We start from the raw sequence: 13654 nt of genomic DNA on the forward strand, positions 1-13654 counted from the left end.
GCCCCGTTGCCGGGGCGGCCTCCTCTTGATGCTCACGCTCAATCGTTACTGGCGCGCCAGTACCGCCCCCTTGCGCGGCTCTTCGATCACCTGCAACTGATACTGGCCATCGGCACGGATCTGCGCTTCGGTAAAGGGCAGCACGCTCCACTGGTTGCGGGCGAAAGCAGCGGTCTGGTCGCGAAAATGCGCTGAGGCCGGGTCGCTGGATAGGGAGAACGCCAGCAGCCCCAGGGCGCGCGGCCCCTGCTCGTCGAAGCTGACCACGTTCAGGTAGCTGGTACCGCTGACCACTTCACGCTTGCCATCGACCGCCGGCACGCTCTGGATGGCGTTGTACACCCCCAGGCTTTCAGGGCCGCCGGGCACCGGGGTCGGCTGGCCGCCCTGGCTGACCTGCTGGATATCGCCCCAACGAACGTCACTCCCCAGCCCGGCCTCGGCGACCTGCTGCGCCGAAGCCAGCATCGACTCGCGCAGTGCCCGGGCCACCGCTGGCCGGCCAATGGCCAGGCCCCGTGGGGTGTGCTGTGGATCTTTCGGGTCAAAGGCCACGCGCCACACGCTGGGGTCCTGCAACAGCGGCTGCATGATGCCCTGGAAGTGCACGAAGCCCAGGCCGGCCTGCAACCCCGCGCTGCGGTCCCAGGCTTTCAGGCTGGCGCACACCGGCCCCAGGCGCTGGGCATCCGCCCCCAGGTCCTGCTCACAGAACTGCAGCAGATCGGGCATCACCTGGCCGGCCAGGTACACCTGATCGTCCGTGACCAGGTGCTGCAGGTCGCTGACCTGGGCCTTGTGCATCCGGCTCAGGCGATCCAGAGCAAAGCGCGCGCGCATCTTCAGCGGCACGTCCTGCTCGCTGATCACCGGCGAAAAGCCTTGCAGCGGCGCCGCCGGGTTGACCATCCAGGCCGAATCGTTGGAATGCTGCAGGTAGTCGTTGCGCGCCAGTTGCGGCAACTGGCTGGCGGCGAAGATCCCCGGTTGCGCCGCTGCCGGGTCGATATCCCAGGCGCAGGCACTGCGCGAGCCATCCAGAACGATGACCCGGGTGCCGGCCCGCGGATCACTGCACTGCGCCAGCTTGGCCTGGGTAACGTTGGGCACCACCGACTGGTTCATGTACAGCGCCCGGCCCTGGTCGTCCACCGCCAGGGTGTTGACCCAGGGAATGCCCTGCAACTGGTGCACGCTGTCTTGCAGGCCGGCCACGCTGCTGGCCTGGTTCATCGCGTACCACTGGGCCAGCACCCGGCTGTTGTCCAGGTTGGCGTCGCGCAGGCTGTAGGCATATTGATGATCCCAGTCCAGTTCCCCCGGCCACTGCACGATCGGGCCGAAGACCGAGCTGTAGAGCGTGCGCGTACGCGGCTGCAACTGGCCGTCCGGGCCCTTGCTCTGCACGGTCAGGGTCTGGCGCTCCAGGGGCAGCGAACGGCCGTCCAGCAGGTAGCGGGTCGGGTCCTTGGGGTCCAGTTGCAAGCGGTACAGGGTGAAGTGCTTGGAGGCGTCCACGGTGTGGCTCCAGGCCAAGTGCTGGTTGAAGCCGATATTGATCAGCGGCAGGCCGGGCAAGGCCGCGCCCATCACATCCAGTTGCCCGGGAATGGTCAGGTGCATCTGGTAGAAGCGCATGCCGCCGACCCAGGGGAAATGCGGGTTGGCCAGCAGCAGCCCACGGCCGTTGAACGAACGCTCGCTACCGATGGCCACCGCGTTGCTGCCACGGTCCAGGGCGAAACGCTGCTGGCGTGCCGCCGCCAGTTGCCAGTGCTCGGCCGGCAGCCCGGCCTGGGCCGTGGCTCCAGGTGGCGTGGCCCCGGCCAGGGCCTCGGCGAACTGCCCGGCACCGCCTTCCACCAACAGGCGTCGGGTCAGTTTCACCAGGTCCGAGGTGGCCAGCGGCCGCACCCAGTCACCCCGGCATTGCTCGGGCAGGCCCTGGGCCTGGCGCTCCGCCAACTGGCGGTTGTAGCCCTCGACGTAACCCTGCATGCGCTCGCGCATCGCCGGGGTCTGGGCCTGCCAGAAGGCCGCCACGGCCTGGGGAGTGTTGAGCCAGCTGAAGAACAGGTCGCTGCTGAGGTTGTCGCGCTGTTCCAGGGTCTGGCCCTCGGCGCCGAAGTATTGCGAGCGCTGGGCGTTGACCGTCAGCACCTCATTGGCCATCAGGCACAGGTTGTCCTGGGCGTAGGCGTAGCCGATGCCGTAGCCCAGGCCGCGCTCGTCGTCGGCACGGATGTGCGGCACACCAAAACTGGTGCGGCGAATCTCGGCGCGGGTCTGCTCGGGCTGCGCCAAGGCATGGGCGCCACCGCTGAAGCTTAGAAACAGGGCTGCAAGGCAAAAACTCGGTAACTGCCTGGAAATGATCACGCCGACTCCTGATGCAAAAATACAGAACCAGGACTGGTGTGCAGGAGCGGTTGGCAACGCCGCCAGTCTGGGAATCCAGCCGCGCACGGATCACCCGACGCCTGCCTGCCCATAAAGACGAAATGCTTGAAAAAAATTTAATCCGCAAAGGCCAAAAGCCCCGCCATCACATGTCAGCGACCTGATACCGACAAATTTTCTACATTCAGGACTTCATGATTTGCCGTGCTCGTTCGTCTAGTTACTAGAGCATCCATCATTCTTTTCCTGATCAGGCTCTGATAAGGAGTTTTTGCATGTACAACCCGCAACTGCCAATGGACGGCAACACCGTGAACAGCACGCCTTCCCTGAATGCCGGCGCCGGTGTCTTCGGCAAGAACGCCGAGCGCAACAGTAATGAACGAATCAAGCACCTGCTCAAAAGCTTCGGCCTGCGTACCAGCCTGATTCGCCTGAAAGTCATCGACGCCCTGCTCACCGCGGCCCAGAGCGACCGCTCCCTGGGGGTGCGCGGCATCCACAGCCAACTGCTGGAACTGGACATTCCCCTGTCCTTTCTCAGTGTGCGGGAGGTGCTCAAGCGACTGTGCAGCGAGGGTGTACTGACCCTCAATGCAGACAAGAGCTACAGCCTGCACCAGCAGGCCGCAGCGGTGCTCGACGGTCTCTCCTGAGGCCGTCGAGCCCGGGCTCAGGGCTTGACCTTGCGGCGCATCACGCCGTTGATCACCACCACGACCACCGCCACGCCAATGGCGATGTACTGGAACAGCTTTTCGCTGATGACGCCGTTGTTCTGCAGGTAGGAAAGGCCAAGCATGATTCCCAGTACCACCAGGGAAATCAGAATCGAGTAGATCAAGCGTTGTTTCTGAGTCATTGCCGGGTCCTGAAGCTGAAATTGTATCTGCCGTGTATCAAGATCGATGCCAAGCACATACCCGGATTCGGGGATGAGCCGGGCAAATCGGGGTCACATGGTACAGGCGCGAAGGAGTTTTTTCTTCCTTGTCGTCCTGCCGTGTTCCCCGAGCCCTTTGAGGATTGATCCATGTTTCGTCGAATCACACTGCTGATTCCCCTGCTGGCCATGCTGACCCTGTCGGGCTGCATCATCATGCCCCACGATGGCGGGCACCACCGCTACTACGACGGCGGCCCGGGCTACTATCACCGCTGAGTCACCCGGCTAGCCCATCGGCCCCATGAGCCGCCCGATCTCGCCACCAACGCCCGCCTTGTCGCGGGCGTTTTGCTGTCTGGCGCCCGCCCCTTCAGGGGCAGGAAATGTGATTGCCCGGGCGGGCGAACAGCTCCACCAGCCAATCGATGAATACCCGCAGGCGGGTCGACAGGTGCCGCTGGGGCGGGTACAGCGCGGTCAGCGGCAATGCAGGCAGCGGGTAGTCCTCCAGCACCCGCTGCAGGGTCGCGTCCTGCAACTGCCGGGCAACGTGGTAGTACGGGGTCTGGATCAGCCCGTAGCCGGCTTCGCAGGCCGCCAGGTAGCCATCGGCGCTGTTCACCGCCACCCGCTTGGGCAACTGCACCGGCTGCAACTGGCCGGCGAAGAAGAATTCCAGGCCATAACGCTTGCCGCTGACATTGGAGAAATACTCCACCATCTGATGCCCTTGCAGCTCTTGCGGAGTACGGGGAACCCCCCGCTGGCGCAAGTACCCGGGGCTGGCACAGGTGACTTGCTGCAACTGCGCCAGCGGCCGCGCCACCAGGCTCTCGTCCAGGGCCGGGCCGCCGCGCAGCGCACAGTCCACGCCCTCGCGGATCAGGTCCACCGGGCGGTCATTGAGGCCGATCTCCAGTTCGATCTGCGGATAGCGCGCGGAAAACTCCGGCAGCGCCGGTATCACCAGCAACCGGCCGATGCCCACCGGCATATCGACACGCAACAGGCCACGGGGGTTGTGCCGGGCCAGGGAGAACGCCGCCTCACTCTCCTCCAGGTCCGCCAGCAAGCGTACGCAACGCTGGTAATAGGCGGCTCCGTCCAGGGTCGGGCTGACCTGGCGGGTGGTGCGGTGCAACAACTGCACCCCCAGATGGGCCTCCAGTTGCTTGATCAGAATGGTCACCGAAGCCGGCGGCATCTGCAGACTGTCGGCAGCCTTGGCAAAGCCGCCCAGCTCGACGATACGGGTAAAGACGCGCATGGCGTTGAAACGATCCATGGAGCAAACCTGCGGATTATTTAGAATTTAATAATAGTGATAGCACTTTTAGCCTGTTTATCGGTTTTTTGTCGAGTAGCACACTGCAGGCTCTTTCCCCTTACCGGAGCATTCATCGATGCGCACTCGACAACTGGGCCAGGACGGCCCGCAGGTTTCCGCCATTGGCCTGGGCTGCATGGGCATGAGCGATTTCTACACCACCGGCAACGATCCCCGGGAAGCCGTCGCCACCTTGCATCGGGCCCTGGAACTGGGCATCAACCTGCTCGATACCGCCGACATCTACGGCCCCCACAGCAACGAAGAGCTGATCGGCCGGGCCATTCGCGGCAAGCGCGAACAGGTGTTCCTGGCCAGCAAGTTCGGCATTGTCCGCGACCCGGCCAACCCGGCGGCCCGCGGGGTCGACGGCCGGCCGGAATACATCCGCGCCGCCATCGACGGCAGCCTGCGGCGCCTGGGGGTGGACACCCTGGACCTGTACTACCAGCACCGGGTCGACCCGGACGTGGCCATCGAGGAAACCGTCGGCGCCATGGCCGAGCTGGTCCAGGCCGGCAAGGTGCGCTACCTGGGCCTGAGCGAAGCCTCGGCGGCGACCCTGGAGCGGGCGCACAAGGTGCATCCGATCAGCGCCCTGCAAAGTGAATATTCGCTATGGAGCCGGGATCAGGAAGACAACGGCTGCCTCGCCGCCTGCCAGCGCCTGGGCATCGCCTTCGTGCCCTACAGCCCGCTGGGCCGGGGTTTTCTCACCGGGGCCCTGAAAAGCCCGGAAGACTTCGCCGCCGACGACTACCGGCGTTTCAACCCACGTTTCCAGGGCGAAAACTTCCAGCACAACCTGCGCCTGGTGCAACAGGTACAGCAGTTGGCGGCGGACAAGGGGGTGAGCAGCGGGCAACTGGCCTTGGCCTGGGTGCTGGCCCAGGGCGATTACCTGATTCCGATTCCCGGAACCAAGCAACGGCGGTATCTGGAGGAGAACGTGGCGGCGCTGGAGGTGAGGCTGAGCGCCGAGGAACTGGCGTCACTGGAGCAGATCTTCAGCCCGCAGACCACCGCCGGAACCCGGTATGCCGAAGAGGTAATGGGCTTGCTGGGGCGTTGAAGGCAGAGCTGTGGCGCGCACCGGAAGGCAGTGCGCGCCATGGGGATCAGGCCTTGGTGGAGACGTTCTTGTCAGTCACCGTGGTGCCGTTGCCCTTGCCATAGTTCTGCAGCCCCTGAAGTACATAGATGGCTTTCTTGTACTCGGGGATCAGGTAGTTGGCGTACTTGTTGCCCTTGAGGTTGTTGTTCTGGATGTCATCGAGCTTCATGGCGAAATACTCGAGGGCATTGAACGGCTGATCGGGGTTCTTCGGAATCCCGAAACGGTCGAACTGATCGCCCGCGTTGATCAGGTTCAGCGCCGTGACATCGGAAATCAGGCCATTGTTCTTGAGAAAGGTACTCATGCCGCCCAGGGACTTGGCGGTGACGTTGGTCGGATCGAAACCCTTGATCTGCTTGTGCAGCTTCAACTGATCCATCTTGCGGATGTCGAGCACGGTAGGGTTCTGGCCTACCAGGCTGAGCATCTGCCGTACCTTGGCACTCTGCGAAACCGGTTTGGCCGAGCTGCCACCGTTTTCCTGCACCAGCAGACCAGCCTTGCTGGTCCAGCCGCCGACGTATCCGATTGCCATGCTGTAACTCCTGTAGTCCGGCCTTCCAATCACCTTTTTCAGCACCATGAAACTTCTGACAAGGTGCCTGAATAAGGATGTAAGCCGTGTTGAAACATCTGAATGGGCGCAAGTATCAACGCCGTGGCAAGCACCAACAACGCTTTATTTCCTGAATTTACAATTTTTGTACAAACTCGACACAATTGCCGCAAAGGCCCTGTTTAAAAGGCCCGGCAAGTTTTCCCGTACATCAAGGCGTCATCTTTTCATGCCTGGCCTTGCCCTTGACCGGGCGCCTTTGCCCTACCCCACCATCCCTGGGCGCAGTTTTTTCCAGGGCATGTCTTTTTTTTGGACGATCGTACTAAAGAGCGGAAAAACCGCGCCGACATCCTGTGGATGCCCTGACAACGCATCGCATTCCCGAATAATAAAAATCGCTCGGTAAGGACAGGTCCCATGCCCGCTTTGCGCACGATTCAAGCCCGCTACACGCTGTTTCTGGTCCTGTTCATTGTCTTGATGCTGATACTCACGGTAGTGGGCATCAGCCAACTGGTAGCGCCCAAGCTGCGTCATACCGAAGAACAGGTAGCCCTCAACCGCATCGCCGAAGTGGCGCAGCGCATCCAGGGCGAACTGAACAAGGTCCAGGCCCAGCAACGCAGCATCACCCAGACCATTCCCCTGCTCGACAGCGACAGCATCGACAAGGTCCTGCCGGGCCTGGTGGACCAGTACGGTGAACAGAAAGTCTTCGGCGGCGGCATCTGGCCCCTCCCCGGCCAGCGCACCCCGGGGCGCAACAAACACAGCACCTTCTGGCACCGTGACGCCTCCGGCAAGCTGGTGGTCAACACCTTCTGGAACAGCGACCCGGCGCCCAACTACTACGAGCAGCCCTGGTACCTGGGCGGCATGCAGACCGCCCCCGGCCAGTGCGCCTGGGCTGCGGCCTACAAGGACGATGCCAGCGCCGAGCCGCGCACCAACTGCGCCATGGCCATCCGCCGCGACGGCCAGCCCTGGGGCGTGGCCACCATCGACGTGACCCTGGGTTTCTTCAACGACCTGGTGGCGCGCCAGGAACAGGCACTCAAGGCCGAGATGCTGATCGTCGAAGCCGACGGCAAGATCATCAGCAACAGCTCGCGGATCAACGGCCCGATCGTGCTCAAGAACATCCGCGACCTGAGCCCCGGCTCCCCCTTCGCCGCCCAGGTCCAGGCCGCCCTGCAGCAGCGTGACCAGGGGGCACGGCGCGTCGAGTTCGACAATGCCGGGGTGCCCAGCACCTTCTTCATGCGCGCCATCGAAGGCACGCCCTGGTTTCTCGCCAGCGCCCTGCCGACCCAGCTGATCACCGCCCAGCGCGACGACGTGCTGAGCACCCTGAGCCTGTTGCAGATCCCCATGGTGATCCTGCTGGTGTTGCTGCAGGTCTATGCGATCCGCCAGCTGGTGCAGCGTATGAAGATCCTCAAGGGCAATATCGACGCCCTGGCCACCGGCGACGCCGACCTGACCCGGCGCATCGTGATCCGCGCCGAGGACGAACTGGGGGCCATCGGCCACTCGGTGAACCGCTTTATCCAGTACCTGCAGCAGATGATCGGCGAGGTCACCCAGGCCACCGAGGCCATGGCCGGGAGCCTGGGGCAGTTGCAGCAGAGCTCGGCCCACAGCCAGCAGATCCTGTTGCGCCATGCCTCGGAAACCGATCAGACGGTGACCGCCATTACCGAAATGAGCAGCACCGCCGACAGCGTTGCCGCCAACGCCGCCCAGACCGCAGACTTCACCCGCCGCGCCAACGAACACGCAGAACGTTCCCGGGTGGTGGTGGGCGAAGCCTCCGGCAGCGTCATCGCGTTGATCGACGAAGTCGCCGATGCCACCCACAAGGTCGAGGCCATGCAAGCCGATGCCCAGCGCATCACCGAGGTCCTCGGGGTGATCGGCGCCATCGCCGGGCAGACCAACCTGCTGGCCCTGAACGCCGCGATCGAGGCCGCCCGGGCCGGAGAACAGGGCCGCGGCTTCGCCGTGGTCGCCGATGAAGTGCGGGCCCTGGCCGCGAGGACCCAGGACAGCACCTCGCAGATCAACGAAATGCTCGCGCGCCTGACCCAGGGCGTGAGTTCCTCGGTCAGCGCCATGGAAAACACCCAGGCCAGTTGCCAGTCAGCAGCGGATGCCACGGCGCGGGTCAACAGCGGGCTCGACGAAATGGCCGACTCGGTGAGCCAGATCAACAGCCTGAGCACCCAGATCGCCACCGCCGCCGAACAGCAGAGCGCCGTGACCGAGGAAATCAACCGCAGCATGGTGAGCATCCGACACATGGTCGAGGAGCTGGTGGACAGCGCCCGGGCCGGGGAAAGCAACACCCAGAGCCTGTTGCAGGCCAATGCCCAGGTCAGCCACCTGATGAGCCGCTTCAAAGTCCGCTGAACGGTCTGCCCCCGCCCCTGGCAGCCCGCCGGGGCGGGACTATATTTCAGGCTCCGGTCACAAGGACGTGAGGTGCCCCATGGGTCAGCGCCAGACACATCTGTTGCATGAACAGATCAGCCACGAACTGTTTATCCAGGCCAGCATCGACACCGTCTACTACTACGTGACGCAGCCGGACCGCTGGCCGGAGTGGCACCCTGCCAGCCTGCGTGCCGACACCGGACTGTGCGGCTCCTTGCCCGCCGGCCACCGCTTCAGTGAAACCATGGACTTGCTGGGGGTGCAACTGCCCATCAGCTACCGGGTGCTGGTGGCGGTGTTTCCCAAGGAGTTCAAGACCCTGTTCAGTTCCGCCGCGCTGGACGGTTCGATCCACTACCAGTTGAGCAAGCAGGGCGACGGCACACTGTTCCGGCGCACCCTGGAATACGCCACCGACCTGCAGCTCAGTGGCCTGCGAGCACGCATGGAGCAGCTTTCGAGCCAGGCCCTGGCCAACCTCAAGCAGCGTCTGGAAGACCCAGACAACTGAGGGCAAACAGGCATGGTTACCTGGCGACCGTGTACAGCCGCAACCGGGCATCGCCCTGGCGCTTGGTAATCCATCTCCGGCCCAGGCCAACGGGGCCATGCCGCGGCCATTGAATCGGTCCCGTGTAGCCATGGGCCTGAAGCCCTTAGTGCTGACAATTATGTAACCTGAACCTCAGTTTGCTGACAGCCACCGTTGATTAGCCTGGCAACCAATCTGCAATTCCAGGACTGACGGGGCTCTATCGGCATGCATGGCAATCCAACAAGACGCAGTGTGATCAAAGGCCTGGCCGCCGGTGCGTTACTGACCGGCAGCGGACTCTGGCGGTCCCCAGTGTGGGCCCTGGACAGCGGCAGCTACCCCCAGCAACTGAGCGGCCGCCAGTTCGACCTGTTCATCGCGCAAACGCCGGTCAACTTCACCGGCAGCCCGCGCACCGCCATGACCATCAACGGTGGCCTACCCGGCCCATTGCTGCGCTGGCGCGAAGGCGACACCGTGACCATCCGTGTGCACAACCGCCTCGACCAGGACACCTCCATCCACTGGCACGGCATTCTCCTGCCGGCCAATATGGACGGGGTCCCGGGGCTGAGCTTCCAAGGCATTGCCCCGGATGGCCTCTACGAATACCGATTCCAGGTACGGCAGAACGGCACTTACTGGTACCACAGCCATTCCGGGCTGCAGGAGCAGGCCGGGGTCTATGGCCCCCTGGTGATCGATGCCCGTGAACCGGAACCCTTCAGGTACGACCGCGAACAGGTGGTGATGCTCAGCGACTGGAGCGACCAGTCACCGGAACGCCTGATGCACATCCTGAAAAAGCAGTCCGGCTACTTCAACCAGCACAAACGTACTGTTGGCGACTTTATCGAGGATGTCAGCCGCGACGGCTGGGCCGCCACCGTCGCCGATCGCAAGATGTGGGCCGAAATGAAGATGAGCCCCACCGATCTGGCCGATGTCAGCGGCGCCACCTACAGCTACCTACTCAACGGCCAGACTCCCGGCAGTAACTGGACCGGGCTATTCCGGCCGGGGGAAACCCTGCGGCTGCGCCTGATCAATGGCTCGGCCATGACCTACTTCGATGTCCGGATTCCCGGACTGAAAATGACCGTGGTCGCCGCCGATGGCCAATACGTGCACCCGGTCAGCGTCGACGAACTGCGCATTGCCGTGGCCGAAACCTACGATGTGCTGGTCGAGCCGGGCCGAGAGCCGGCCTATACCCTCTTTGCCCAGTCCATGGACCGTAGCGGCTATGCCCGCGGCACGCTCGCCGTGCGCCAGGGCCTCAGCGCGCCGGTTCCGGCCCTGGACCCGCGCCCATTGATCAGCATGGCCGACATGGGCATGGACCACGCCAACATGGCGGGCATGGACCACGGTGCCTCATCCGGTATCGGCGATCTGGAGGACATGGGTCAGCAGCAGATGGCCGGCATGGACCACAGCGCCCCGTCCAGGATGGACAGCATGCCGAACATGGACCACAGCCAGATGGCCGGCATGGGCCATGGAGCAATGAGCGGCATGGCCCCGATGCAGTCCCATCCGGCATCGGAAAGCGGCAACCCGCTGGTGGACATGCAAACCATGAGCCCTGCGCCCAAACTCACCGACCCGGGCATCGGCTTGCGCAACAACGGTCGACGGGTCCTGACCTATGCCGACCTGCGCAGTACCTTCGACGATCCCGATGGCCGTGAGCCAAGCCGCACCATCGAACTGCACGTGACCGGGCACATGGAGAAGTTCGCCTGGTCCTTTGACGGCATCAAGTTCAGCGATGCCCAGCCCTTGCGCCTGACCTACGGCGAGCGGGTGCGCATCACCCTGGTCAACGACACCATGATGACCCACCCCATCCACCTGCACGGGGTCTGGAGCGATCTGGAGGATGAACAAGGGCGTTTCCTGGTGCGCAAGCACACCATCGACATGCCACCAGGCACCCGGCGCAGCTATCGGGTCACCGCCGACGCCCTGGGCCGCTGGGCCTATCACTGCCACCTGCTGTTCCACATGGAGATGGGTATGTTCCGCGAAGTACGAATCGAGGAAGCGAGGGTCCCGGCATGAAGCTCACACTCTCCCGCCTCTTGCCCGGGGCCCTGTTCGGCATCGGCTTGTGCAGCGCCCAGGCCGCCGACCATCGGCCAGCCCCCGGTGTCGGCGAACAGTTGCAGATGAACGCAATGGTCGACGATGGCTGGCAGGCCATGGACAGCGCCCCGGCGCGCAGCACCTCGCGCACGCCAATACCGACACCGACCGATGCCGATCGCCGGGCCGCCTTTCCCGAAGTGTCCGGGCATGGCGTGCATGACAAGGCCATCAACTCGTTCTGGCTGCTCAATCAGCTGGAGTACCAGGACGCCGACCAGGGCAGCGCCCTGGCCTGGGAATTGAACGGATGGGTCGGTGGCGACATCGATCGCCTGTGGGTACGCAGCGAAGGCGAACGCAGCGCGGGTGTCACCGAAAAAGCCGAACTCGAGGCCCTCTGGGGACACGCCATCGGCCCCTGGTGGGATCTGGTTGGTGGCGTGCGCCAGGACTTCAAGCCCGGTTCACCGCAGACCTGGGCCGCGTTCGGCCTGCAAGGCATGGCCCTGTACAACTTCGAGAGCCAGGCCACCTTCTATATAGGCGAAGCTGGCCAGACCGCCCTGCGCCTCAAGGGCGACTACGACATCCTGCTGAGCAACCGGCTGATCCTGCAACCAACAGCCGAGGTCAACCTCTACAGCCGCAACGACCCGCAGCGCGGCAGCGGCTCCGGGCTGGCGCAAATCGAAGCCGGCCTGCGCCTGCGTTATGAACTGCACCGCCAGTTTGCGCCCTATGTGGGGGTGACCTGGAACCGCAGCTATGGCAGTACCGCCGACTATCGCCACGATGAAGGCGAAAAGCGTAGCGAGGCTCGCTGGGTCCTGGGCCTGCGCCTATGGTTCTGAGCCTGTACCCCACACCTCAACAGCAATCCCCACCTCTCCCCCTTGTCGCCAGGAGCCTTGCATGCCCTACCTGAAAAAACTCAGCCTTGTTCTCGGCTGCTCACTGCTGATGGTCGGAATCGCCCAGGCCCACCCGAAACTGCTGTCCTCGCTGCCCACCGAAGGCGCTCGCGGCCCCGCGCCGGAACGCATCGAGCTGAAGTTTTCGGAAAGCCTCACCCCGGCCTTCTCTGGCGCCCGGCTGATGATGACCGCCATGCCCGGCATGGCTCACCCACCGATGCCGATCAAGGCCGGCATCGCTCCGGGCAGCGACCCCAGGACCATGATCATCACCCCCGCCAGCCGCCTGGCAGCCGGTGGCTACAAGGTCGAATGGCGGGCAGTTTCCGCCGACACCCACCCGATCACCGGTGCCGTTACCTTTACCGTGGATTGAGCTATGGACCCTGCCATCACCATCGGCCTGCGCCTGGCCCTGTACCTGGACCTGATGCTGCTGTTCGGCCTGCTGCTCTTTCACACCCCCGCAGCCTGCCGGTCGCGGCACCTGCAACGCCTGGTGCCGGGCCTGGCGCTGCTTGGCCTGTTGCTATCGCTGGCCGCCATGTTGCAGCTGGCCCTGGACCTCAGCGGCTTGAGCCACGTCAGCGAGCTGCAGGCCCGGACGCTGTGGATGCTGTGGACGCAAACCGCCGTCGGCCAGAGCTGGGGCGTACGCCTGCTGATGCTGCTGGCGGTCCTGGCCCTGGCCGGCGATACCCGGGCATCCCACCGGCGCTGGATAGCGCTCGGCTGCGCAGGTATCGCCCTGGCAACCCTGGCCTGGGCCGGGCATGGCGCCATGAGTGAAGGGGCGCGACATGTTCTGCACCTGTTCAACGACATCCTCCACCTGTGGGCGGCCGGAGCCTGGATCGGCGCGCTGGCCGCGTTCCTCCTCTCGCTGCACAGCAGGAACCTACCCGGCGAAGCACAGGTACGCCTGCTGGCCAGTCGCCTCAGGGGGTTCGAACAGGCCGGTGGGCTGATCGTGTTCACGCTGCTGCTGAGCGGCATACTCAATCACTTGCTGGTCAGTGGTCCTGAGTTCTTCACCCTGCAGGACAGCCTCTATGGCTCGCTTTTGCTGCTCAAGCTACTGCTGTTCGCCGTCATGCTCGCGCTGGCCGCGCTCAACCGCTGGCACCTGACGCCACAACTGCAGCGCTCGCTCCAGACCGGCGACCACCGGCCAGCAATCGCCGCCCTGCGCCGCAGCCTGACACTGGAGGCATCGATGGCAGTACTGGTGCTCTGCCTGGTGGCCTGGCTGGGAATCCTGAGCCCGGAAAGCACCCGCAGTTAATTGGTATAACTTTGATACACAAGCCTCGCTCCTGGAGCGTTAAAAACCGCAAAATACATGACGATCCACGCAGGCCTCCCGGGCCTCCTCTTTTGATCAAC

Annotated in this window: 12 protein-coding genes and 2 pseudogenes; 10 read left to right on the forward strand and 4 right to left on the reverse strand. The window is 63.9% G+C overall.

Annotated features, from left to right (window positions below; genetic code table 11):
- Positions 1-45 precede the first annotated feature (45 nt).
- On the reverse strand, positions 46-2379 hold the full coding sequence (gene pvdQ, locus AC1RL5_RS04775; protein WP_093403077.1) for a bifunctional acylase PvdQ: 2334 nt from the start codon (positions 2377-2379) through the stop codon (positions 46-48).
- Between the two features lie 296 nt (positions 2380-2675).
- Between pvdQ and AC1RL5_RS04780 the strand changes: the two genes are divergently transcribed.
- Positions 2676-3056 carry a hypothetical protein gene (locus tag AC1RL5_RS04780; RefSeq protein ID WP_011061190.1) on the forward strand — a complete coding sequence of 127 codons (381 nt, stop codon included), beginning with the start codon at positions 2676-2678 and terminating at the stop codon, positions 3054-3056.
- 17 nt (positions 3057-3073) lie between these two features.
- Here the strand turns inward: AC1RL5_RS04780 and AC1RL5_RS04785 are convergent, their stop codons facing one another.
- A complete protein-coding gene (locus tag AC1RL5_RS04785; RefSeq protein ID WP_041118102.1) occupies positions 3074-3262 on the reverse strand; it encodes a hypothetical protein in 189 nt (62 codons plus the stop codon).
- 171 nt (positions 3263-3433) lie between these two features.
- Between AC1RL5_RS04785 and AC1RL5_RS04790 the strand changes: the two genes are divergently transcribed.
- Positions 3434-3562: a hypothetical protein gene (locus AC1RL5_RS04790; RefSeq protein WP_011061188.1), complete on the forward strand. Its 129-nt coding sequence runs from the start codon at positions 3434-3436 to the stop codon at positions 3560-3562.
- 94 nt (positions 3563-3656) lie between these two features.
- On the opposite strand, the gene AC1RL5_RS04795 is transcribed toward AC1RL5_RS04790, so the two are convergent.
- On the reverse strand, positions 3657-4571 hold the full coding sequence (locus tag AC1RL5_RS04795) for a LysR family transcriptional regulator (RefSeq protein ID WP_041118100.1): 915 nt from the start codon (positions 4569-4571) through the stop codon (positions 3657-3659).
- A gap of 118 nt (positions 4572-4689) precedes the next feature.
- Here AC1RL5_RS04795 and AC1RL5_RS04800 point away from each other — a divergent pair, with 118 nt between their 5' ends.
- A complete protein-coding gene (locus AC1RL5_RS04800; protein ID WP_015635536.1) occupies positions 4690-5685 on the forward strand; it encodes an aldo/keto reductase in 996 nt (331 codons plus the stop codon).
- A gap of 46 nt (positions 5686-5731) precedes the next feature.
- On the opposite strand, the gene AC1RL5_RS04805 is transcribed toward AC1RL5_RS04800, so the two are convergent.
- Positions 5732-6265, reverse strand: coding sequence for a hypothetical protein (locus AC1RL5_RS04805; RefSeq protein WP_072450441.1), 534 nt, complete (start codon positions 6263-6265; stop codon positions 5732-5734).
- A 504-nt stretch (positions 6266-6769) separates the two neighbouring features.
- On the opposite strand from AC1RL5_RS04805, the pseudogene AC1RL5_RS04810 reads away from it, so the two are divergent.
- The 7 genes and pseudogenes from AC1RL5_RS04810 to copD all read left to right on the forward strand — a co-directional run.
- Positions 6770-7843 (forward strand): annotated as a pseudogene (locus AC1RL5_RS04810) (cache domain-containing protein); the annotation flags it as partial.
- 327 nt (positions 7844-8170) lie between these two features.
- Positions 8171-8701: pseudogene (locus AC1RL5_RS04815) on the forward strand (methyl-accepting chemotaxis protein); the annotation flags it as partial.
- A 79-nt stretch (positions 8702-8780) separates the two neighbouring features.
- Entirely contained in the window at positions 8781-9236 is a 456-nt protein-coding gene (locus tag AC1RL5_RS04820; RefSeq protein ID WP_072450442.1) for an SRPBCC family protein, read from the forward strand.
- Positions 9237-9485: 249 nt separating this feature from the next.
- Complete coding sequence (locus tag AC1RL5_RS04825; protein WP_492588865.1) at positions 9486-11327, forward strand: copper resistance system multicopper oxidase; 1842 nt, start codon at positions 9486-9488, stop codon at positions 11325-11327.
- Positions 11324-12205, forward strand: coding sequence for a copper resistance protein B (locus AC1RL5_RS04830; RefSeq protein ID WP_083533685.1), 882 nt, complete (start codon positions 11324-11326; stop codon positions 12203-12205). Before AC1RL5_RS04825 ends, AC1RL5_RS04830 begins: the two co-directional genes overlap by 4 nt.
- A gap of 61 nt (positions 12206-12266) precedes the next feature.
- Positions 12267-12644 carry a copper homeostasis periplasmic binding protein CopC gene (gene copC / locus AC1RL5_RS04835; protein WP_072450446.1) on the forward strand — a complete coding sequence of 126 codons (378 nt, stop codon included), beginning with the start codon at positions 12267-12269 and terminating at the stop codon, positions 12642-12644.
- A gap of 3 nt (positions 12645-12647) precedes the next feature.
- Positions 12648-13553 carry a copper homeostasis membrane protein CopD gene (copD, locus tag AC1RL5_RS04840; protein WP_072450448.1) on the forward strand — a complete coding sequence of 302 codons (906 nt, stop codon included), beginning with the start codon at positions 12648-12650 and terminating at the stop codon, positions 13551-13553.
- Positions 13554-13654: the final 101 nt, after the last annotated feature.

This window comes from Pseudomonas sp. GW822-FHT06D10, assembly GCF_058799535.1.